At 60.5% G+C, this 22278-nt stretch carries 24 protein-coding genes and 1 tRNA gene; 15 read left to right on the forward strand and 10 right to left on the reverse strand.

What is annotated here, in order from left to right:
• Positions 1 to 458 precede the first annotated feature (458 nt).
• A complete protein-coding gene (locus tag J5X93_RS16715) occupies positions 459 to 1436 on the forward strand; it encodes a fimbrial protein (protein ID WP_182942847.1) in 978 nt (325 codons plus the stop codon).
• Between the two features lie 143 nt (positions 1437 to 1579).
• Positions 1580 to 1756, forward strand: coding sequence for a hypothetical protein (locus J5X93_RS16720; RefSeq protein WP_182815486.1), 177 nt, complete (start codon positions 1580 to 1582; stop codon positions 1754 to 1756).
• A 96-nt stretch (positions 1757 to 1852) separates the two neighbouring features.
• On the opposite strand, the gene J5X93_RS16725 is transcribed toward J5X93_RS16720, so the two are convergent.
• Together J5X93_RS16725 and sohB are read right to left on the reverse strand one after the other, a co-directional pair.
• Positions 1853 to 1926 (reverse strand) — tRNA-Cys (locus J5X93_RS16725).
• A 154-nt stretch (positions 1927 to 2080) separates the two neighbouring features.
• Positions 2081 to 3100: a protease SohB gene (sohB, locus tag J5X93_RS16730; RefSeq protein ID WP_090344554.1), complete on the reverse strand. Its 1020-nt coding sequence runs from the start codon at positions 3098 to 3100 to the stop codon at positions 2081 to 2083.
• 195 nt (positions 3101 to 3295) lie between these two features.
• On the opposite strand from sohB, the gene J5X93_RS16735 reads away from it, so the two are divergent.
• The 6 genes from J5X93_RS16735 (at position 3296) to J5X93_RS16760 (ending at position 8350) form a co-directional block, all read left to right on the forward strand.
• Positions 3296 to 4006 carry a histidine phosphatase family protein gene (locus J5X93_RS16735; protein ID WP_070572818.1) on the forward strand — a complete coding sequence of 237 codons (711 nt, stop codon included), beginning with the start codon at positions 3296 to 3298 and terminating at the stop codon, positions 4004 to 4006.
• Between the two features lie 55 nt (positions 4007 to 4061).
• The gene (locus J5X93_RS16740) at positions 4062 to 4379 is read left to right on the forward strand and encodes an SCP2 sterol-binding domain-containing protein (RefSeq protein ID WP_043211712.1); all 318 of its coding nucleotides are present in this window, start codon (positions 4062 to 4064) and stop codon (positions 4377 to 4379) included.
• Positions 4380 to 4576: 197 nt separating this feature from the next.
• On the forward strand, positions 4577 to 5644 hold the full coding sequence (locus J5X93_RS16745; protein ID WP_182942740.1) for a phosphotransferase family protein: 1068 nt from the start codon (positions 4577 to 4579) through the stop codon (positions 5642 to 5644).
• 18 nt (positions 5645 to 5662) lie between these two features.
• Positions 5663 to 6430 carry an SDR family oxidoreductase gene (locus tag J5X93_RS16750; RefSeq protein ID WP_043211707.1) on the forward strand — a complete coding sequence of 256 codons (768 nt, stop codon included), beginning with the start codon at positions 5663 to 5665 and terminating at the stop codon, positions 6428 to 6430.
• A 132-nt stretch (positions 6431 to 6562) separates the two neighbouring features.
• On the forward strand, positions 6563 to 7636 hold the full coding sequence (locus J5X93_RS16755; RefSeq protein WP_043211706.1) for a helix-turn-helix domain-containing protein: 1074 nt from the start codon (positions 6563 to 6565) through the stop codon (positions 7634 to 7636).
• A gap of 15 nt (positions 7637 to 7651) precedes the next feature.
• Entirely contained in the window at positions 7652 to 8350 is a 699-nt protein-coding gene (locus tag J5X93_RS16760) for a YoaK family protein (RefSeq protein ID WP_250033745.1), read from the forward strand.
• A gap of 1 nt (position 8351) precedes the next feature.
• Here J5X93_RS16760 and J5X93_RS16765 read toward each other — a convergent pair whose 3' ends face one another.
• Entirely contained in the window at positions 8352 to 8702 is a 351-nt protein-coding gene (locus J5X93_RS16765; protein ID WP_090344543.1) for a hypothetical protein, read from the reverse strand.
• A 116-nt stretch (positions 8703 to 8818) separates the two neighbouring features.
• Here J5X93_RS16765 and J5X93_RS16770 point away from each other — a divergent pair, with 116 nt between their 5' ends.
• From J5X93_RS16770 to J5X93_RS16790, 5 genes are all read left to right on the forward strand, one after another.
• Complete coding sequence (locus tag J5X93_RS16770; protein ID WP_043211697.1) at positions 8819 to 9109, forward strand: RcnB family protein; 291 nt, start codon at positions 8819 to 8821, stop codon at positions 9107 to 9109.
• 163 nt (positions 9110 to 9272) lie between these two features.
• Complete coding sequence (locus J5X93_RS16775) at positions 9273 to 9491, forward strand: hypothetical protein (RefSeq protein WP_232092072.1); 219 nt, start codon at positions 9273 to 9275, stop codon at positions 9489 to 9491.
• A 79-nt stretch (positions 9492 to 9570) separates the two neighbouring features.
• Positions 9571 to 9963 carry a glycine zipper domain-containing protein gene (locus J5X93_RS16780; protein WP_043211693.1) on the forward strand — a complete coding sequence of 131 codons (393 nt, stop codon included), beginning with the start codon at positions 9571 to 9573 and terminating at the stop codon, positions 9961 to 9963.
• Positions 9964 to 10104: 141 nt separating this feature from the next.
• Positions 10105 to 11934, forward strand: a complete 1830-nt coding sequence (locus J5X93_RS16785; RefSeq protein ID WP_182942737.1) for an SLC13 family permease — start codon at positions 10105 to 10107, stop codon at positions 11932 to 11934.
• A gap of 161 nt (positions 11935 to 12095) precedes the next feature.
• Positions 12096 to 13505 (forward strand): GGDEF domain-containing protein, encoded by a 1410-nt coding sequence (locus tag J5X93_RS16790; RefSeq protein ID WP_182942735.1) that lies wholly within the window; start codon positions 12096 to 12098, stop codon positions 13503 to 13505.
• Between the two features lies 1 nt (position 13506).
• On the opposite strand, the gene J5X93_RS16795 is transcribed toward J5X93_RS16790, so the two are convergent.
• Positions 13507 to 14268: a sulfite exporter TauE/SafE family protein gene (locus J5X93_RS16795; protein ID WP_090344535.1), complete on the reverse strand. Its 762-nt coding sequence runs from the start codon at positions 14266 to 14268 to the stop codon at positions 13507 to 13509.
• Between the two features lie 99 nt (positions 14269 to 14367).
• Between J5X93_RS16795 and J5X93_RS16800 the strand changes: the two genes are divergently transcribed.
• The gene (locus tag J5X93_RS16800) at positions 14368 to 15273 is read left to right on the forward strand and encodes a LysR family transcriptional regulator (RefSeq protein WP_090344534.1); all 906 of its coding nucleotides are present in this window, start codon (positions 14368 to 14370) and stop codon (positions 15271 to 15273) included.
• Positions 15274 to 15819: 546 nt separating this feature from the next.
• Here the strand turns inward: J5X93_RS16800 and J5X93_RS16805 are convergent.
• Positions 15820 to 16311, reverse strand: a complete 492-nt coding sequence (locus J5X93_RS16805) for a GNAT family N-acetyltransferase (RefSeq protein WP_043211682.1) — start codon at positions 16309 to 16311, stop codon at positions 15820 to 15822.
• 515 nt (positions 16312 to 16826) lie between these two features.
• Here J5X93_RS16805 and J5X93_RS16810 point away from each other — a divergent pair.
• A complete protein-coding gene (locus J5X93_RS16810; protein WP_167358086.1) occupies positions 16827 to 17003 on the forward strand; it encodes a hypothetical protein in 177 nt (58 codons plus the stop codon).
• Positions 17004 to 17077: 74 nt separating this feature from the next.
• On the opposite strand, the gene J5X93_RS16815 is transcribed toward J5X93_RS16810, so the two are convergent.
• The 5 genes from J5X93_RS16815 to J5X93_RS16835 all read right to left on the reverse strand — a co-directional run bounded on the left by J5X93_RS16815 (position 17078) and on the right by J5X93_RS16835 (position 22208).
• Positions 17078 to 17830: a hypothetical protein gene (locus tag J5X93_RS16815; protein WP_182942733.1), complete on the reverse strand. Its 753-nt coding sequence runs from the start codon at positions 17828 to 17830 to the stop codon at positions 17078 to 17080.
• Between the two features lie 91 nt (positions 17831 to 17921).
• Positions 17922 to 19502 (reverse strand): DUF5666 domain-containing protein, encoded by a 1581-nt coding sequence (locus J5X93_RS16820; RefSeq protein WP_331370907.1) that lies wholly within the window; start codon positions 19500 to 19502, stop codon positions 17922 to 17924.
• On the reverse strand, positions 19499 to 20353 hold the full coding sequence (locus J5X93_RS16825; protein WP_182942731.1) for a DUF6502 family protein: 855 nt from the start codon (positions 20351 to 20353) through the stop codon (positions 19499 to 19501). The genes J5X93_RS16820 and J5X93_RS16825 overlap by 4 nt, the downstream gene beginning before the upstream one ends.
• Before the next feature lie 207 nt (positions 20354 to 20560).
• On the reverse strand, positions 20561 to 20977 hold the full coding sequence (locus J5X93_RS16830; RefSeq protein ID WP_502942707.1) for a hypothetical protein: 417 nt from the start codon (positions 20975 to 20977) through the stop codon (positions 20561 to 20563).
• A gap of 457 nt (positions 20978 to 21434) precedes the next feature.
• Entirely contained in the window at positions 21435 to 22208 is a 774-nt protein-coding gene (locus J5X93_RS16835; RefSeq protein ID WP_090344520.1) for an ABC transporter ATP-binding protein, read from the reverse strand.
• Positions 22209 to 22278 lie beyond the last annotated feature (70 nt).

Genomic DNA, 22278 nt, shown 5'->3' on the forward strand with positions numbered 1-22278 from the left:
GTAGTGGAGAATCAGACTAACCCGCACCTGGGTAGAGCTTCGCCTGCTCCGGATCCAACATCTCAATCTCTCCGATTCGGTAGCGCCGAACGCGGCCAGGGCCGCATCCAACTCTCGGGAGCGCCTTCCATTCGACGCCCCGAGCACATTACAACGCGGCATGCAGCACGCAGGTAACGGCACCGTAGATAGATGAGCAAGCCACGGGCGACACACAGTAGCGGCTTTATCAGAATTGTCTGATTAAGCTGAGGGCGGACACAGCATAACTTAGACGATTCATTCATCGAGCCAATATACAACGCTTAATAACCAAGCAAGCTTTGTAACCTGCTACGCCGCCTAGAGTACGCCATACAACCTAGTTCATCAGCCCAGCGCTGAAGAACGCTTTACCTTCGCTTAAAAACCGAGCACCTAGCATTTAATTGAAAACACCCTGAGAGGTTTGGCAAATAATGAAGTCCCTCAGACTCTTGGCCACTTGGGCCTTACTAATAATTGCACCACCGTCTTCATTTGCAGCCTGCAACTTTTTTGAAGGGCACTCGCAAAAACAAATATCGATAAGTATTCCTTCAAGCCTATCCATCCCCAGGGACGCAGCAAACAACACCATTATCTATGAGTCCCCACCGCAAACCTTCTATGGAAACGCCTCATACACATGTTCCACTACATTCACAACAGGAATAAAAAACAATGTAGGAAGCGATTCCGCAACGACATCCTATTTCCCGATTGGTAATACAGGACTGTCCTGGCAATGGATATACCAAGGCTCACCCTATATAGGATTCGGCGGCGGAAGCACTAGGAATCCGGGCGGATATGGATTCAACACCACAACAAATGCCCTACGCATCATTAAAACAGGCAGTATATCACCAGGCGCAACCATACCGGCCGGAACCCTGGGTTTTATTCAGGTCGAGTCAGCAACTGTAAGGCCCCTGGCAATGATTACTGATAAAAGCTCATCCATCATACTCCAATCATGCGAGACACCGAACATTGCTGTAGATATGGGCGAACACAATCTAAGCACTTTCTCGAGCAACGGAAACTCCACCCCGCCCAAAAAATTTTATATAAAACTCAATAATTGCCCAAGCGGGATCCAGAAAGTCAACTACAGCTTATCCGCCACTGCAGATTCCCCGGCGGTGAATAGCGAACTCGGCATTATAAAGCTAAATAACAGCTCTACCGCCAAAGGCATTGCCCTTCAATTACTAGACGATCACTACACCCCCATACAACTAGACACAACCTATGTGTTTAACGAATATTCAAGCGACGGCGGAAGCTTTTCCTTACCTTTGAATGCAAAATATATCCGTACACTACCGAATGCTGATGCTGGTCAATATGATAAAGGGATGAGCGCCGGCTCCGCCAACAGCGAGGTCACATTCATTATGAACTACTTGTGATCACTGCCTGGGACGAAACACCAACAGCAAACATCACGCCAAGGGCTGAGCAGTTGCTCGGGGTTCTACGGCTTAAGCGTCAGACTTCGGGCACATAAAGACATCCTAGTTCCCGCCCTCGTGCATCAACTAAGGGGAGCGCCATGGACTTTTGCGACCTACAAGCCGCGCTGTTAGTGCGTCGCAATCAGAAAAAGGCTCGCGACTTCTATGCGGCAGACGAAATCTGGAACAAGGCTTCCATGCGCCCGGAGTACCTGGCTGGCCAGCACACCCGTCGATACGTTGAAGCGTCGGGCCATTGCCAAACCTTCAAATGAGGAGGTTTGGGACTGATGTGATTTTTCTAGGGCTTCGGTATTTTTTGCGCGCAAATAAAAACCCCGCAGACGTTAATCTGCGGGGCTTTTGAATGGTGGAGGCCGAGGTCGGAATCGAACCGGCGTAGACGGATTTGCAATCCGGAGCATAACCACTTTGCTACTCGGCCTCAAAGTTCGGAATTAGCTGCTTTCGCGTCGCTATCTCCTTGAAACTTCAGCGCTTTTTAAAGCTTGCTGCGTTTCGATGGACGCCATTATGTCTACATTCGTTGATCCTTGCAACCCCCCTGATTAGAAAAAATATTCAAGGGGCTCAAGGTGTTAGCGCAGGCGGCTCAGTTTACTCCAGAGACCGACCAATGTGTTCTCTACGGTACCGCTGGCCGCCACGCCGATTCGCTCCTGCAAGCTCTTGCGCTCGGCAAAGCGCAAGTGGAACAGATTCGCTTCACGGGCGCGCTCGCTCAGGTATTCATCACTGGTGCGCAGCTCATCGACCAGTTTTCGGTTCAGCGCGGCGACACCCAGCCAGACTTCGCCTGTGGCGACCTCATCGATGTGCAACTGAGGGCGGTAGCGGGAGACGAAATCCTTGAACAGCTGATGCGTTATATCCAAGTCTTCCTGGAACTTCTCCCTGCCCTTTTCAGTGTTCTCGCCGAACACCGTCAACGTGCGCTTGTACTCGCCGGCGGTGAGCACCTCATAATCGATATCGTGCTTCTTCAACAGGCGATTGACGTTGGGCAGCTGAGCCACCACGCCGATCGAACCGAGCACGGCAAAGGGGGCGCTGACGATCTTTTCGCCGATGCAGGCCATCATGTAGCCGCCGCTGGCGGCAACCTTGTCGATGCACACGGTGAGCGGAATGCCGGCCTGACGGATGCGCGCCAGCTGCGACGCAGCCAGACCATAGCTGTGCACCAGACCACCACCACTCTCAAGACGCAACACGACCTCGTCACGGGGGGTGGCAAGGCTCAGCAGCGCGGTGATTTCGTTGCGCAGGCTTTCGGTGGCGGATGCTTTGATGTCCCCATCGAAATCGAGGACATACACACGGCTTTTCTCTTCGGCCTTACTCTTCTTTTGCTGTTTTTCCGTCTTGGCTTGTTGCTTGCGTAGCGCCTTGAGCTGGGCCTTGTCGAACACGCCTGCTTCGAGGCGTTCGCGCAACTCCTTGTAGAACTCATTGAGACGGGTGACCTGCAAATGCCCGCCCGATTTACGCCGCCCCTTGCCCCGCAAGCCGGCAATGGCCGACAAGACCACCAGGATGGCGATCACCAGGGTGGCGGTTTTGGCGAGAAAGCTTGCGTATTCGGCAAGAAACTCCACATTGACTCCTTGATAGACCAGCGCCTGAAGGCGCGAACTGCATCAAGCATACCGTTGCGTCACAGGCGCTGCCAGCTGGGGAAAACGCTGGCAACATAGTTCAAACAACCTTTTCAAACGCTTGTATGTTTTTTCGTTGACAGCCTGTCTGTCGCATCCTAACCTCGCAGCAACTCCCTTGGACCGGACCTCTCCGTGGGCAATATCTACCTGATCCGACATGGCCAAGCCTCCTTCGGTGCCGATGACTACGACGTCCTCTCACCCGTCGGCGCACGCCAGAGCCACGCGTTGGGAGAGCATCTTGCCCAGCTCGGTCTGCGTCTGGATCGGTGCCTGGCCGGCGACCTGCGCCGCCAGCAAGACACTGCGCGCCTTACGCTTGAGGCCATGCAGGCCCAAGGCTGCTCGACGCCGGCCATTGAGACCGACGCGGCGTTCAACGAGTTCGATGCCGATGGCGTTATCCGTGCATTGCTTCCCGACCTGCTGCCGCAAGAGCCCGACGCGCTGCATATCCTGCGCAACGGCACGACCCATCGCAGCGAGTTCCAGCGCCTGTTCGCGCTGATGGTGCAACGCTGGCACGATGGCGAACACCAAAGCGATGGCCTGGAGACGTGGCAGGCGTTCACTGCCCGAGTCCAGGGCGGCCTTGCTCGAGTGCTCCAAAGCGCAAGCCGAGGCGACAACATTGCCATCTTTACGTCCGGCGGAACCATCGCCGCTTTGCTCCACCTGGTTACTCGGATCACGCCCGGCCAAGCCTTCGCGCTCAACTGGCAGATCATCAACACGTCGCTCAGCCACCTGAAATTTCGGGGCAACGACGTGACACTGGCTTCCTTCAACAGCCAAGCCCACGTGCAGCTGTTGAGGACGCCGGAGCTTGTCACCTATCGATGAGCCCGGCCTGTTGTCCCCGCCGGGGACGTGAATATCACTCTATAAGGAATGCGCCATGACCTCCGTAGCTGATGCCGTCAAGAAGATGCAAGAGAAGTTCAACCCATCCGCTGCCGCCGGCCTGGACCTGGTGTTCGGTTTCAACATCACCGACGAAGACAAGCACTATGCACTCATCGTCAAGGACGGTACCTGCAACCTGCAGGAAGGCGAAAACCCGGACGCCAACTGCACCCTGGTCATGGACAGTGAAACCCTCAAAGGCATCGTCAGCGGTGACACCGATGGCATGCAGGCCTTCATGAGCGGCAAGCTGCGCGTCGAAGGCGACATGATGCTGTCGATGAAACTCAGCGAGCTGTTCCCCGCCTGAGTGGCTTGAGCGATTGCCGATGAAAAACCGAGGCCAACTGGCTTCGGTTTTTTTTTGCCGGCGGCCATGCAAGGCCCATCAAGATGAGTGATTGAGCGGCAACACCCTTGCCTATAAGCCCCTTGGTACGCTTGTGCCAGTGACGTAGCGAAATTAGATTAGCCAATAGTTATTGCGCTGGAAAATAAGGAAAACGCATGACGCTCACCGATCAATCCACCCAGGTACGCCCCGGCGAAGAGCTCGACGCGGCCGTCATCGATCCCTATCTGAAAGCTCATATCGCAGGCTTGCAGGGTAAGCCCTCGATCAGCCAGTTCCCTGGCGGCGCGTCGAATCTCACCTATTTGCTCGCCTACCCGGATCGAGAGTTTGTCCTGCGTCGTCCGCCGTTCGGCCACAAGGCCAAGTCCGCCCATGACATGGGGCGGGAGTTCCGCATCCTCAATCAGCTCAACGATGGCTTCCCGTACTGCCCCAAAGCTTATGTGCACTGCACAGACGAGTCGCTGATAGGCGCTGAGTTCTACGTCATGGAGCGGGTCAAGGGCGTCATCCTGCGTTCGGACATTCCGCCTTCGCTGGGCCTGGATGCCAGCCGCACAGAGGCGCTGTGCAAAAGTTTCATCGATCGCCTGGTGGAATTGCACCAGGTCGACTACACCGCATGCGGCCTGGCCGACCTGGGCAAGCCAGAAGGGTATGTACAGCGTCAGATCGAAGGCTGGACCAGCCGCTACGAAAAAGCCCTGACCCCGGATGCCCCGCTATGGAAACAGGTGATCGCCTGGCTGCACGACAAGATGCCCGCCGATCATCCACATCCAGGCATCGTGCATAACGACTACCGCTTCGACAACGTCATCCTCGATGCCGAGAACCCCATGCGCATCATTGGTGTACTGGACTGGGAGATGACCACCCTGGGCGATCCGTTGATGGACTTGGGCAACAGCCTGGCCTACTGGATCGAGGCCAACGACCCACCACCGGTGCAACTGATGCGACGTCAGCCGAGCAATGCCCCTGGGATGCTGACCCGTCGCCAGTTCGTCGATTACTACGCAGAACGCGCCGGTATCCACCTGGACAATTTCGATTACTACTATTGCTACGGCCTGTTCCGTCTGGCCGGAATCGTCCAGCAGATCTACTACCGCTTCCACCATGGCCAGACCCAGGACAAACGCTTTGCCCAGTTCATCCACATGAACCGGCTGCTGGAACACATGGCCCTGCAAGTGATCGATAAGTCCTCACTCTGATAACAAGGAAAATCCGGCATGTCCAAGACCACGCTGTTCGACCTCGACGGCAAAATCGCCTTCGTCTCCGGCGCCAGCCGCGGCATCGGTGAGGCCATCGCCCATCTGCTAGCCCAGCAAGGCGCCCATGTGATCGTCTCGAGCCGCAGGCTCGAGGGCTGCCAAGCGGTCGCCGACGCCATCACCGCCGCTGGCGGCAAGGCCACTGCCATGGCTTGCCACATCGGTGAAATGGAGCAGATCCAGCAGGTGTTCGCCAGTATCCGTGAACAGTTCGGACGCCTGGACATCCTGGTCAACAATGCGGCCACCAATCCGCAGTTTTGCAATGTGCTGGACACCGACCTCGGCGCCTTCCAGAAAACCGTGGATGTGAATATTCGCGGATACTTCTTCATGTCGGTGGAGGCCGGCAAGCTGATGCGTGAACACGGCGGCGGCAGCATCATCAACGTCGCCTCGATCAATGGCGTATCGCCCGGATTGTTCCAAGGCATCTATTCGGTGACCAAGGCCGCAGTCATCAACATGACCAAGGTGTTCGCCAAGGAGTGTGCGCAGTTCGGCATTCGTTGCAACGCATTGCTGCCAGGCTTGACCGATACCAAGTTCGCCTCGGCATTGGTCAAGAACGACGCCATCCGCAATGCCGCCTTGCAGCAAATCCCCCTCAAGCGCGTGGCCGATCCCGGCGAAATGGCCGGCGCGGTGCTGTACCTGGCCAGCGACGCCTCCAGTTACACCACCGGCACTGCACTCAACGTGGACGGCGGTTTTCTTTCCTGACCAGAGCTTGAGCGCCTGCCCTGTACCTCAGCGGCAGGCGCCCTTCAGCTCGAACGCACGCTTGCACCTCGTCAACTTCAAGTTGACAGCTCAGGTATACTCGCAGCTCGCGCTTCTGCCAGGACCCTGAACATGACGGAAAACAGCTTCGCCTTTCGCCTCAAGGAACTGCTCGAACACCACAAACTGACGCTACAGGCTGTAGGCACTGCGTTGGGCATCTCTCGCACAGCCGTGCACAAGTGGACCCGGGGCGGCGAGATCGACTACGACAACCTGCGTAAGCTGGCGGACTTCCTCAACGTCAATTGGATCTGGCTGCGCTATGGCGAAGAAGCGCTGCAAAGCGTGCAGCACGCCGAGGTGGTGGAACTGCCGATGACCGATCTACGCCGACGCTACACCGCCGAAATCATGGAAAGCGAGACGCGTATGAAGCTGGCCCAGGAAGGCGCGCGAATTGTCACCTGGGAGTGGAACCTGGTCAGCGATGAGGTGACCTATTCACCCAACGTCGAGGCCGTGTATGGCTGGCCCGTGCGGCGCAACGAGGACTTCTGGGCCCATGTGGCGCCCGAAGACGCCCAGCAGATGCATGCCATGTACACCCGCGCGGTGGCTACCGGCACTCCATGCGAGTGCGATTTTCGCATTACCCGCCCGGATGGCAGCCAACGCTGGATCGCGTCGCGCGCCACCGTGCTGCAGGACAGCGCCGGGCGCTCGGTGAAGATGGTCGGCATCAGCATGGACGACACCGAGCGCAAAGTCGCCGAGGCGGAACTGCGCCAGAGCGAGGAGCGCTTTCGCACCATTTTCGAGCTGGCCTGGGGCGCCTTGGCCTACATCGGCCCTGATGGCAGCTGGCAGCGGGTCAACAGCTCCTTCTGCGAAATGCTCGGCTACAGCGAGCAGGAGCTGTATGGCATGACCTTCCAGCAGCTCACGCACCCCGACGATCTGCCAGACAACCTGGTGCTCCTCGAACGTATGCTGGCAGGCGAAATCAACCGCTACGAAGTGGAAAAGCGCGTGCGCCACAAGGAAGGCCACTACCTCTGGGTGCGCGCACGCACTTCGCTGCAGCGACACGCCGACGGCCGACCAGAGCATCTGATCAGTGTGTTCGAAGACATCACAGCCGAACGCGACGAGCACGAACGCCTGCAAGCCCATATCGCCGGGTTGCAAGCCCGCCTGAACTGAACCGGAGAAACGACGATGCTACCAGGAAGCCAATCGGCTAATGGTCACTGCCATCGACACGTGCAGCGCCGCGGCACGGTGGGCCTTTATTTCGTCGCCGGCTTGTCCGTGCTGGCCGGCATGACCGATGCGATCGGATTCATGGCCACAGGCGATTTCGTTTCGTTCATGAGTGGCAACACCACACGCCTGGCGGTGTCGCTGGGCAGCGCCGAGCTGGGCCCTGTGCTGCGCCTGGTGCTGGTGATCGGTGCGTTCGTTCTGGGCAACGCCTTGGGCGTGGTCGTTGCAGCAATGACAGGCCGTCGTCCCTGGCCTTTGCTGAGCCTGATCGCCACTTTGCTGGCCCTGGCCGGCCTGATGCCCGAGCTACTTCAACTGCCCGCCTTGCTGGCGGCAGTCATGGCCATGGGCATGATCAATGCGGTGGTGGAGGAAGTGAACGGCCTGCCCATCGGCCTGACCTATGTCACCGGTGCCCTGTCGCGCTTCGGGCGTGGGCTGGGCCGCACCCTGCTCGGCCAGCGCAAGCTGGGTTGGCGGGTGCAGTTGATCCCCTGGTGTGGCATGCTCCTGGGCGCCATCGCGGGCGTCCTGCTCGAACAGCAATTCGACCGCTTAGCCCTGCTCGCCAGCGCCCTGCTGGCAGCCTTGCTGGGCCTGGCTTCGCTGAAAATCCCTAGGTGCTGGCAGCTTCGCTACATGCCCCGTTGAATCATAGGCAGGTCGCTGCCGCGGCGCGGCGGCGCAGGGCCATGGTGTCGTTGTTCTGCGCGTAGTAATCCACACGAGTGCCGCCAGATTGCGGATAGATATCGGCGAACGACTCGGCTTCGCGGGTATAGACCGTGAAACCACCTTGCTTGCGTGGCTCCAGATAACCGCTGGCATCGACCCCGAACGCCGCTTCTTCCTGCCAGCTGAACTGAATGCATTGGGCGACGATCTCCGGCGCCTTGTGCGAGTCGAGTTGCGCGGTCGGCGCGTTGCCACGTGCAGCTTCCATGGTGGCTGAGGCGCAACCGACCAACACCAGAGCGGCGACCATCGGCACGAGTGCTCGCATTTTTCCATCCTCGAGACAAAAAAGAACGCGACTCTAGCATTGCAGTGACGGCAAATGAATTATCCCGCGCAGGCGAGGGTCGCAGATAGGGCATGTCCTGTTTTCAAGGAGCCCCCATGAAGCCATTGCTCTATGTCCTAGCTTTCACTGTCGCCCTCCCCCTGGCCGCCTCAGCAGCGGACACGAACGAACAGAGCGTCACCGCCCCGCACAGCCAACGCGAACTTAAAGTGGGCGATAAAGCCCCGGATCAGTACAAGCGCGACGACTTGGTTATCCACGATTGGCAGGCCAAGGGCCTGCAGCCTCCGGAAAAGGAAAGTCACTGGGTACGCCTGGCTGACCACTACGTACTGGTGCAGACCACCAATGGGGTGATTCTCGCCATCGAGCCCGCCTCGAACTAGCAAGGCGCGGACAGGCCGGCCGCCAAGCGCGGCCGGATCAAAATACGTCCGACATGCCACTCATCGCTGGAGCGGCAGATTTTTGCGCGCCCAAGAAACCAAATCGAGCGCTTCCGGTCTCAGGAGGTACCCCGTAAATCTTTGCGGATCAAGGACCTATATCGTGATGAAGCGCATTGCGAGTTTTGCGTTGATTGCCACCGTGCTCACCCTCAGTGGCTGCTACCACCACTACCACGACGATGATGATGGCTGGCGGGATCGTGACCGGGACCATCGCTACTACCGTGACCGTGATGATGACGGCTATCGCTATCGAGACCGCGACCGCCGTGATCGCTACCACCGTTATCGCGACCGCGACGACGATGACGACGACTGATACTGCAACGCCTTTTTTCCCCTGACCCGCCGCCCGTGCCGCGGCACCTTACCCTGATGATTCGTTTGAGGTTCACATCATGCGTCTGACTCTGCCTTCCCTTGCCCTCGGCCTGCTGCTCTGCCAGGGCGCATTTGCCGGCGACGGCACCGCTGCCATCGGCGGCGGCCTGGGTGGCGCCCTTGGTAACATTGTTGGCCAACAGATCGGCGGCGGTACCGGTGCCGCCATCGGCGCAGGCCTGGGCGGCGCTGCCGGCAGTGCGGTTGGCGCACGCAAGGGCAATCGTACCGAAGCCGCTATTGGCGGTGGCCTGGGTTCGGCGGGCGGCTCGATCCTGGGCCGCGCGGTCGGCGGTTCCACCGGTTCGACCATTGGCGCGGGCCTGGGTGGCGCAGCAGGTGGCGCGTTGGGCAATCACATGGGTGACAACGACGGCGGCCACAGGCATCACCGTCGTCACCGCCACTGATTGCCGCTACACCTGAGGGGCTGCTTGCAGCCCCTTCTTGTCAACAAACATTGCAACATATCAACACCACCTTCACTGCACGGTGCCACACTCGGCGCTACTCTCTACCGTGCCCCTTGAGTGAAGGAACACCCCCTCCCCATGAACCATGAGCTGCTCTGGGTCCTCTGCCTGCTGGCCATCGTCGTCACACTTTTCGTCATCAACCGCCCGCGCATGGATGTGGTCGCCCTGCTAGTGATCCTGGCCCTGCCGCTTTCGGGAATCCTCACCATCGAGCAGGCGCTGGCAGGCTTCAGCGACCCCAACGTGGTGCTGATCGCAGCGCTGTTCGTGATCGGCGAAGGCCTGGTACGCACAGGCATCGCCTACCGCATCGGTGAATGGATGAGCGAACGGGCCGGCAACAGCGAGGCACGCCTGCTGGTATTGCTGATGATTGCAGTGGCCGGCCTGGGCTCGGTCATGAGTTCGACGGGAGTGGTGGCGATCTTCATCCCCGTGGTGCTGAGCATCGCTGCGCGCCTTAGCCTGTCGCCCAGTCGGCTGATGATGCCGCTGAGCTTCGCCGGCCTGATCAGTGGCATGCTCAGCCTGGTGGCCACACCGCCCAACGTGGTCGTGCACAGCGAACTGGTGCGTCATGGCAGCGCGGGTTTCAGTTTCTTCAGTTTCACCCCGTTCGGCTTGGTGGTGCTGGTGCTCGGCATCGGCTACATGCTGTTCGCCCGCCGCTGGCTCAATGGCGAGGTGCGCAAGGATGGCCGGGTGGAAACCCGCCGCACCCTCCTTGACCTGGTGCTCGACTACAAACTCAACGGCCGCGAGCGCCGTCTGCGCATCCGCGCTCACTCTCCGCTGATCGGGCACACCTTGGGCGAGCTGGAGCTGCGCACCCGCCACGGCGCCAACGTGATCGGCATCGAGCGCCAGCACAAGTTCACCACCCGGGTGATGGTCGCCGATTCGAGCACGGTGCTGCACCAAGGTGACGTGCTGCTACTCGACCTGTTCGCCAATCGCGATGACTTGCGCAGCCTGTGCCAGACCATGCAACTTGAGCCCTTGCACTTCAAGGCTGCCTATTTCATCGACCAGTCCCAGGACCTGGGCATGGCCGAAGTTTCCCTGCCGCCCGGGTCGCAATTGCTCGGCAAGAGCATCCTGGAGCTGGCCTTCCGTAGCCGCTTTGGGCTGAATGTCGTCGGCCTGCGCCGTGAGCAGACCGCCATTGATGAGCAACTGGTGGAAGAGAAACTGCGCCTGGGCGACACCCTGCTGGTGGTCGGTCCTTGGAAGGCCATACGCCAGCTGCAAAGCCAGCCCAAGGACTTTCTGGTCTTGAGCCTGCCTGCGGAAATCGATCAAGTGGCTCCGGCCCGGACCCGAGCCCCCTTTGCACTGATCAGCCTGATGGTGATGGTCGGCTTGTTGGTCAGCGGCATGGTGCCCAACGTCGTTGCCGCGCTGATCGGTTGCGTGCTGATGGGTGCCGGACGCTGCATCGACATGGACGGCGCTTATCGCGCCATCCATTGGCAAAGCCTGGTGCTGATCGTGGGCATGCTGCCCTTCGCCCTGGCCCTGCAGAAAACGGGTGGCATCGACCTGGCGGTGAGCGGCCTGGTCAGCCTGCTCGGTGATGCGGGGCCTTACGCTATCCTCGGCTGCCTGTTCGCCGTCACCGCGCTGATCGGTTTGTTCATTTCCAATACCGCCACGGCGGTGCTGATGGCACCGGTTGCTATCAGCACTGCACAGCAGCTAGGCATGTCGCCCTACCCGTTCGCCATGACCGTCGCCCTGGCGGCCTCGGCGGCGTTCATGACGCCAGTGTCCTCGCCGGTCAACACACTGGTCTTGGGGCCAGGCCAATACCGCTTCGGCGACTTCGTCAAGGTTGGGGTGCCGTTCACGATGGTGGTGATGCTGGTGGCTGTTTTCATGGTGCCGTGGTTTTTTGGACTGTAGCCGGCGTCAATAAGTCGACGAAAATGGCCGCTGCCACATAGAAAGCCGCCCAGACACCAGCTAATTGACATCCCTCCATTCAGGAAACACACTGACGCCTCATTACCCCAGGTGCTTACAGGCGTTTTCCTGGATTCCGTCTCCGCTAGCCGGTCGAGCCCATGGTGTTCCCAGCCCCGTCGCGCCTGCTTCCGCTTCTTGCCTTGTTCGGCTTGTCCCTCGCCCTGACGCTGGGCGGTATCCTGGCCCGACCGATCGAATCCCTGTCGCTGTTCTGGCCCGTCAATGCGGTGCTTGCCGGCGTGCTGCTGCGCTATCCACGGCAGGCCACCTTCGCAGGGTTCGGCCTGGTCTGGCTGGCCATGGTCACCGCCGACCTCGCCACCGGCAGCGCCTGGAAGCCTGCGTTGTGGTTCAACCTATGCAATCTGGGGGTGATCATCACCCTCTGGCGGGTGTTGTCGCATTTGCCGCGGGTGCATCGCCGCATGCGCACGCCGGAAGGCGTGCTGCGTGTATTCGGCGCCAGCGCCGCCGGAGCCGTCGTCGCGGCGAGCATGGCGTGTGTAGTGGCCGCTCCTTGGTTCCAGGAATCGCTCAAGGCCACTTGGCTGGCCTGGTTCAGCGAACAGTTCTCGACCAATGTGCTGGTGTTGCCGATGCTACTCACCGCACCGAACCTACGCTCCTTGGCTCGAGGCGGTGGCCAGGCGATTCGTCTGATGCCGCTGCTGATCCTGCTAGGCTCCCTGGCACTGAGCATCGCTTTCGGCGGGCCAGGCGCCATCGCCTTCCCCATCGCCGCCTTGTTGTGGTGCGCCTGGACATACTCGTCATTCATGGTGTCGCTGCTGACCTTCACCACCGGCACTACGCTGATCGTCGCCGTGGCGCTGAGCCTCATGCATTTCAGTCTCCCGCAGAGCATGCCTGGGGTGAACACACTGATGTCGGCGCGCCTGGGCATCGCCATGCTCGTGCTCGGTCCGCTGGTGGTGGCCTGCGTCAGCAATGCCAACCGCAGTCTGCTGGCACGCCTGGCGCACCAAGCCACCATCGACCATCTCACCGGCGCCCTGACCCGCAGCGCCTTCACCCGTCGTGCCAACGCCCTGCTCGAGAGCCGTCAGCAGCATGCCCAAGCGATGCCCCTGACCTTGATGATGCTGGATATCGATCACTTCAAGAACATCAACGACCAATACGGCCATGCCGTAGGCGACCAGGTGCTGCGTCAGTTCTCCCATACCATTCAGGACCAATTGCACGAAGGCGAGCTGTTCGCCCGCCTCGGGGGCGAAGAGTTCGTGATCATCGTTGCAGGGCTTGCGCCGGAGCAGGCCACATTCACTGCCGAGCGTCTGCGTCGCGCCGTGCAGGACTTGCGCGTGGTGGTGCTCGACCGCCGCCTGCAGATCACCGTCAGCATCGGCCTGGCGGGTTGCCGCGCCCAGCAGTTGGCGCCCAACCTCGACAGCTTGCTGGCACAGGCTGACCAGGCGCTCTACCGTGCCAAGGCCGCGGGCCGCAATCGCATCGTACAGGCCGAGGCGCAGCGCCAGGTCGTCTGACTCAAACCGCCAGCAAGTCCCAGGACAACTTGGCAATCAGCACGCACAACAGCACCAGGAACAGTCCGCGAACGAACCCCGCCCCCTTGCGCACCGCAAGCCAAGTGCCCGTCAGCGCCCCCAGAATGTTGAAGGCCGCCATCGGCAATGCGATGGCCCAAAGTACATTTCCAGATGGGATGAAAAACACCAGTGCGGCCAGGTTGGTGGCGATGTTCACAAGCTTGGCTGACGCCGAGGCATGGAGAAAATCCAAGGCGAAGAAGCGAATGAACAGGAAGATCAGAAAGCTTCCGGTGCCCGGCCCGAACAGACCATCGTAGAAGCCGATCGCGCCACCGATCAGCACCGCCAGGCACTGCTCCTTGCGACCGATCCGGGCGGGTTTGTGCAGGGTGCCGAAGTCCTTCTTGCAGAAGGTGTAGATGGCCATCAGCACGATCAGCACCAGCACCGCCGGGCGCATCACGCTGGGTGGCACCAGCGAAACCGTGGCGGCGCCGGCGAACGACATGACGAAGGCACTGGCAGCGGCTGGCACGATCAGGCCCCAGTCCAGATGCACCTTGCGCAGGAACGAACGAGCCGCGAACGAGGTGCCACAGACCGAGGCCAGTTTGTTGCTGCCCAGCAGCGCGGCCGGTTGCGCGTTCGGCAGTACGTTGAACAGCGCCGGAATCTGGATCAACCCGCCACCGCCAACAGCGGCATCGATCAGCCCGGCAGCGAAGGCGAACAACGAAAGCAGCGCGATATCCATCATGGGGCAGGTTCCGGAACGAAAAGCAGAGCCCCAAGGCTAACCAAATGGTGGCGCTTATGTTGAAATGCGACGTTGCGAAAACTGCAATCAGGAGCGTCCATGGCATTGGACATGTTGCGAGAAATCCAGGCCTTCGTCACCGTCGCCCACAAGCGCAGCTTCGTTGCCGCCGCCCGTGCCCTGGGGCGCTCGCCAAGCGCCGTCACCCGCGCCGTGCAGGCGCTGGAAGACAATGCCGGGGCCAAGCTGCTCAATCGTAGCGCCAGTACCGTGACCCTCACCGAGGCCGGTGAACGCCTGCTACCCCATGCCGAGCGCTTGCTGGATGTGCAACGGGATGCCGTCGACGAGCTGGCGGCGCTGAGCGGCTCATCCCAAGGCTGGATTCGCTTCGCCGCGCCCGAGCTGCTCGGCCAACAGCTATTGCCCGCGGTGCTCGCTTCATTCTCCCAGCAATATCCGCAGGTCACCCTGGACGTGCAGTTCAGCGACCAGGCCCTCGATCCGCTGCAGGGCAAGTTCGACTTCGTCATCCGGGGCGCCTTTCCGCAGTCCAGCGAGCTGATCGGTTATCCCCTTTGGTCCTATCGGCGCTACCTGTACGCCAGCCCCGATTACCTGGCCCGCCACGGCATGCCCGAGCATCCTGAGGCATTGCATGGGCACGCCCTGATCCTGCATACCGCGCCGCGCGTGCTCAAGGCCTGGCACTTCTATCGCGATGGGCAGATCAGCAGCCTGCGCCCACATCCGCGGCTGCGTCTGAGTGCTGGGGGGGCGATCCTGCAAAGCGCGTTAGCCGGTGCGGGAATCGCCCGCCTGGCTGATTGGGTGGCCGAGCCAATGGTGCATGCCGGGCGCCTGGTTCGCGTCTGCACCGACTACCGCCTGACCTCGAGCAGCGGCCAGGATCCGCAGATGCATGCGCTGTATCCCGCAGGGGAACTGCCCGTGCGGGTGCGCGAGCTATTGCAATGGGTGCGCCGCGCCTATCCTCAGCACTAGGTCAGTGAGCGTACGCATGCGCATAGTCCCTTACCGACAGCGCTGCTCAAATTCTGTTCAATTTAACAGAGCCCGCCGCCGGCTTGGGTTGCAGCGATTTATCCACAGACCTACCCACGTTTTTTGTGGACAGATTTCTCAACGCCGAGAATGACTTATCGTACGCACGACAACGCCGCAGGGCATCGCCCTGCAGCGTCTGGAAGCGGGCCATGCCCAAGAGAACAAGCCCGCCTATTGAGGCGGCGGGCCGGCACGAACGTATCAGCTTGGCGGAATGGTGCCTAACAGGCCGACCAGGATTGTCAGCAACAGGAATCCACCCAGGAAAAGTGCGAGCTTGCCCATCGGAACCTCTATAGATAATGGCGAAACGGCGAGGCTGGCCGGTGCTGTTGCAGAGCAGCGCAGCTTGCCCAGCGCACGCCGGTTCGGAAGGCTGGGCTTGATGGGTATTGTCTGATCCAGGCTGATACGGTTACAGATTCAGGTTCGTGGAAAAAAAGCATATCAGATGGGGCCGCAGACCCAGTCGCAGAGCAAACGTCACAAAGCCATGACCATCTCGTGCCAAGCCATCCCGCCATGGTCGGAGGCCGAAGGCTGCACATAGCGGTAGCCCATTTTTTCGTACAGCCCCACGTGGCGGTCCTTGCACATCAAGTGGATGGTGGCCTTGCCGCGCTGACGCATCTGATCGACGAAATGGCTCATGAGCAGGCCAGCGAACCCTCGCCCCTGAAAGGCAGGATCGACCACTACCGACATGATCACTACATTCGGCGCCTGGGCGTCATGGCCGACCAATTCCTTGAAGGACTCGTCGGACATCACCACGTCAAAGGCACAACCACTGTTGATGAACCCGATCACCACCCCCTCGAGTTCCAGCACCAGGAACCCTTCCGGGTACTGAGCGATGCGCGTGGCGATCTTCTCGCGGGTGGCGGCCTCGTCACCTTCGTAGGCGCTGATCTCGATCTGATAGCAACGATCCACATCCTTGGACGTGGCCTGGCGCAAATGCGGGGTACTCATGGGGGCAATATCCGAAATACAAAAACGGAACGACATGCTAGCGCAAGTCTGTGCGCACACCGAATGAGGAATGCCAGCATTCACCCGTAAGTTCTGCCCAATGAAGCAGCTACCCAGCGCGGCAGGCTTTCACCTGCTCTGCGTCCAGCGCTCAGAACCGGGATCGACGGCAGCCGTGGCCACGCGATCTCTGGAGCAACAGGCCATGCGCGACGCGTGATTTCGAGCCCCATTTGCAACATAACTTTTCAGTGGATCGACACTGGCCATGCGCGCCTGAGCGCGACACTGAGCGGACTGGAGCCCGTGCAACCCCCATGAACATTGAGTGCTAGGCCGTAGGCGGTACATCACCTGAAACACTCCTACCACCTTTCCTGTAGGAGGGTTCCTATGTGCTAGTAGCTTCCAGACTACGAGCTTGGCCGCTGCTGTATGAAACATCAGTTTCACCTGTTTGAACGAGCTGATACGGTCGCGGCCTCCTAACCCAGCATGGAATGCACGAGAGCGACATGGACCCCTATCGAACCTCCGCCCTGGCCCTGCAGAAGACGCTTCTCAACCTGCGCCAACAGCGTGACCTGCTCAAATCCCAAGGCCGCGACCAGGAAGCCGACAAGCTCGCCAGAACCATCGCCGGCATAGAGGCGACACTGCGCGAGATACCGGACACCCCTACCCTGCAGTAACACCTGATGCCAAAACCGCCTGGTTTCGCGGGCCAGGCGGCAGGCAGCTCTGAGGCAATCGCACCGGTGCGGGGTCAAAACGAATGGTTGAGCAGCAGCCCGCCGCCTGAATCAGGGCTCGCGTCGGAAAAGCCTTTCAGCGCATACAGCTGGACCTTCCAACCCTCGCTGAGTTTTTGGGTCAGAAACAGGGTGAGCTCCTGGATCTCATCGCCGTCTGATGACACTTTCTGTCGCCAGTCGTACACCGCCCCTATCGATGTGGCTGTTGCGATTCGGCTGAGCAGGCCGATGGAAGTGAAAACCGGATCATGGAAATCCGAGCCGGCCGGATCGCCGAACTTCTTCCAACCCAATGTGGCGAAGCCATTCACCGCACCGAATGCCCGAACCAGATCCACCTGGGCTGAATAATCGGTCTTGCCGGTGCCCAGGCAATGGTCTTCATCGGCGGTAGGCAGCTTTATCTTTCCAACCAGATCCACAAGCAGATTACCGCCGTCGCGGCCATCGAGCAGTGCATAATCGGCACTGGCCACCGTATCGCCGAGCCCGCTCTCGACGCGGCCACAGTCGTCACCCGCCAGCGGTTCACCACCCGGCCCTACCGCAGGATTGGTGATGCGTAGATAGGGAATGGTCATCTTGTAGATCATCGGACCGGTTTCGTACTTGCCAATGACCGGGACATACCAGGTCTCGCTGGTGGCCGCCGTGCCGTAGTCCCCCCGCGAGTAATCCATCCCCGTAGACAAGGTCACTTCATCGGCCAGGGCTGGCCAGGCCAGGGCCATCAGGCAGGGAAACAACCCACGCATCGAAATCATGCCTACCTCGTTGCGATCAGGACATTACATCAGGTGCGGTACAGCCTGGTCTGGATGCTTTGAAGCATAGCCGGGCGCAGGCAAACCGAGCCTAATGAGAACCAGAATGTTCAGAGCGCTCGAGCTTCTCAGGCCGTTCCACTTTTTCAGGGCGCTCAGGGCGCTCGACCTTCTCGGGCCGCTCGACTTTTTCCGGACGCTCGACCTTCTCAGGGCGTTCGACTTTGTCCGGCCGCTCTACCCTCTCAGGACGCTCGACTTTCTCGATGCGCTCGATCTTCTCGATGCGGTCAGGCTTGTCTGGCCGGTCCGAACGCTCGATCTTCTCAATCCGTTCGATCCGCTCAACACGCACGCCATTTTCGAAGACCTCAATGCGCTCGCGCGTTTCCACCCGATCACCGGATTCGCGCGTTTCGATGCGTTCTCGACGCTCTACGCCCCCCGACTCAGATACGTCTGTGCGCTCCACCTTTTCTCGGGCTGCGCCACTCTCGATGCGCTCGCGGGTGTGCCCCTGTTCATGGCTGGAGCCACGGCCAGCTTGCTTTGCGGATTCGACGGCTGTAGACGTTCCCGATTCGACTTCCCGAGGCCCATCGGACTCGCCCCCCTGAGACTGACGGGGCTGCACGCCATGCCAGTGACTGTCGCCGTGATGTTCATGCACCACCTCCACTCGCTGCGCGTGAATGATGCGCCCAGTGTCGAACACACCGCTGACGCGGACGCGTTGACCGATGGCAAGCGTCTCGACCCGTCCCTCGGTGGCGCGGTCGACATTGGCTGTGAAACCACCGACTTCGATGCGATTACCCTGCTGTCCACGTACCAGCCCTTCGACCAAGGCGTTACGCACTCGTCCAGCGAAGGGGAAGCTTGGATCCCGGAGGGTTTGCGCCACATTCAGTTGTTGACCGTTCCAGGCGCCGCGCACCAGTACCTCACCCGTGGGTGGCAACACCTTATTCAAGGCCAGGCCATGCAAGTCGCCCGGTTTGCCGATATCACCGATGGCACTGACCTGGACCAGACCCGGCGCTCGATCTACGCGGCTGGCCACCACCTCGCCCTGCGCATTGCGCATGCCGCTGACACGCACCGGCTCGCCAATGCGCAGGCCCGGCGCTACCCGGGCACCTGCCGCCACCCGCACCGGTTGGCCCATGACGCGCATCGGCGTATCGCCGGATGCAAGCCCAGTCACCGGCCCTTCATAGGCATTGAGTATGGCGATGCTGCGCGCTTCCAGACCCCGACGGGACGGCTGGGCCTCGACGGCCACCACCTGGCCGATCGCCAATCGTTGACTGCTGGCAGGCTGGCCGTTCTCGCTGAGTGCCACTTTGTTGTCGAAATGAACCTCCACGCCATTGACGCAGATCGAACCGAATCCTGTGATGGTGCCGACGATGCCCGTGCCGCCCACACCACCTTCGTCCTGCGACGCACCGGTACCCCCGATGCCGCCACCGCCCGGACGCGCACCGGTCCCACCGACGCCTCCATTGTCAGGCGCGCCTGTCCCACCGACGCCGCCCGGCGCCATCATGCCTGTACCGCCGCTGCCACCCGGCTCGAGGCAGGCAGGCGCGGCACTCAGCGGCGCCGACAGGGTAAGCGCGCAGCACAGCGCTGCGAGCGAGCTCAGCAGGTGCGACGTCATGTTCATGGCTTACTGGCCTTGGTCGCGGACGCGGCCTCGGGCGGGCTGGGTTCGGCGTAGAAATAAAGGCCGACGGTGATGCGCTGACGGACCTCAGCCGGCGGCTGTTCGCGCTCCTCGAGCTCGGCGGCCAGCTGGTTGAGCGTGAGCAGGAGCTGCATGCCATCGGTACGCACGGCGTCTCTGAGCTGCTGGACACCCGCCTGGGACAAGCTGTCGTAGTGCACGCTGCGCTCGAAGAACGGCTCGCCTGCATCGGTCAGGTTATGTACAGCGGCGCAGGCATGGTCATGCAAGTTGTGCCGAAAATAGGCGATCTTTTCCTCTAAGCCGCGCTGAGGGATGAATGCTCGGGTCTGCAAATGGACCTGATCGTCTTCATCGACGCTCACGACCCCTAGGCGGAGCCACTCATCCAGCACGACACGGGCGCGGATATCCGTGCTCAGCGACGCGACCAAGGCATCGAATGACCGTTCGCCGCCCACACTGGCCAAACGCGGCAATGCCCGAGGTTCGCCGGGTTGTTCACAGAATGGCTCGTGGTTCAGCCAGATACTCACCAGATGCGCGCCAAAAGATACTGCTTCCGGCAGGCTGGCCTCGTCCTCCAGGACCTGGGACCGCAAGCGCCGGACGTCCTTGCGGTGAACCCCTGTCAGCAGACTGATCCGACTGTCGCTGGGCGGTTTTCCATCGAGACGGAACTCGCGCTCAGCAACCTCTACGAAGACCTCCTTGAGCAGGTTGACGAAGCTACTGAAGGTCACTCCCTTTCTCAGCATCAACCGCACCAATGGCCGCATCACAGAGCGCAATGCCGGTAACAGGGAGGGCGGTAGAGTGGGCAGATGCATTGCAAAGCTTCCTTAACCAAGGGGGAGCGCACGGTGCTCATGGGCGGTACATTCGAGCACCTTGCCCTGCACATCACAACCGTTCAGGACCCGCCTCGTCGATGCGAAACCCGGATCGCTCCGGGTTTCGGCTTCCGAGGTTCAGCGGTCAGGCACCACCACGATCATCACCAACATCATGATCGGGGCCATCATCGGCGCCGCGGCCTACACCGTGATCGTCGCCCACGTCGTGGTTAGGACCATCATCTGCGCCATGGCCGACACCATGAGGCCCGCCAGCGTCGTGGTTGGCACCATCATCGGCACCGTGGCCGACACCATGGGTACCACCGTCATCGCTGCCACGCCCCGAATTGCCATGGCCACTGTTACCGCTATGGCCTCCATCGCCCCCGTGACCTGAGCCACCGTGGCCACCACCACTACCACCATGGCCCCCACCGCTGCCGCCACCATGACCGCCTCCGCCGCCACCGTGGCCACCGCCGCCATGACCGCCACCACCTCCGCCATGGCCACCGCCGCCATGACCGCCACCACCTCCGCCATGGCCACCGCCACCACCACCACCACCACCACCACCACCACCACCACCGCCGTGGCCACCACCGCCGCCACCATGACCGCCACCTCCGCCGCCATCCTTGGCGTATGCGCTGGAGAAATCACTAATCGAGTCAGGCACCAATGCCAGCGATGCCGAAAGGACGCCACCGATGGCCAGCGCCAACAAGCATTTTTTGAGCAGCATGACGAATCTCCGCTTCAGAGTTGCATTTCCGTACTCAAATCGAACGCAACAACCAATGAACTCCAGCTGCCTTGCGGGCAACCAGCCAACCAGCGGCCGCTCCTTGGTGATGAAGGTGCAGTAACTCGTGCACGTTCCCTTCTATGCCAGTCAGCGCTTTTATTTTGTGGGAATTTTTCCCACGTCATGAGATTAGTTTTCCACACTGGAGAGTCAATGACCGGTTATCCGGTTATTGGGTGCAGAGATCGGTCAGGGGAAGCCCCGCCCTTCGGGAAAATGCCAGAGGTGGCTACAAAGGGCGCGGGTAAGACAGGCCAGTGGAGCTCACGCATGCCAGCAGCGGTACCAGCCATCCTGTTCGGTGATGCGCAGCTGCGTCTGGTAGAGGGCGGACAAGCGTTCGCTGGTCAGCACTTCGGCCTTGGGACCATCGGCGATGATGCGTCCCTTCTCGAGCAACACCACACGCTCGATCTCGGGAATGATTTCGTCGATATGGTGAGTGGTAATGATCATCGCATGGTCTTCACCGCAGAAGCGCCGCAACAGGTTGAGCATGCCCAGGCTGGCGCCCATGTCCAAGCCATTGGCCGGCTCGTCGAGAATCAGCGCTCGCGGCTGATGGACCAACGCCCGTGCCAACAGAAGCCTGCGTCGCTGGCCGGTGGACAGCCGCTGGAACATGGTCTGCTCGTATTCGGCCATCTCGACGACTGATAGCAACTGACGCGCCCGCTCGCGCTGCTCATCGCTCGGCTGCAGATGGCCATGGGCGCCAATGGCACCAAAGAAACCGGAAACCACCACATCCAGGGCCTGGGTATAGGGTGTGTAATCATCCTGCAGGTCTTGAGAGATGAAGCCGATGCGGCTTCGCAGCGCCCACAGATTGACCGTCTCGCTCCCGAACAGGCGCAAGTGGCTGCCTTCGCGCTCCACCGGGTAGAGCTCTCGGGTGATCAGCTTGAGCAACGTGCTCTTGCCGGCACCGTTGGGGCCCAGAATGGCGACTTTCTCGCCTTCGCCGATGTGCAGGGAAAACCCATCGAGCACGCGGGTCTGCTGCTGGAAGGCGGTCACATTGTGAATATCGATCATGGTTGGCTCATCTGAGGGCAAACGAACGCAGAGTGTGCCGTCGATGTACACAAACGGAAAGACATGAAGC

The organism is Pseudomonas sp. BYT-1, assembly GCF_023611805.1.
GTDB classification, from domain to species: domain Bacteria; phylum Pseudomonadota; class Gammaproteobacteria; order Pseudomonadales; family Pseudomonadaceae; genus Aquipseudomonas; species Aquipseudomonas guariconensis.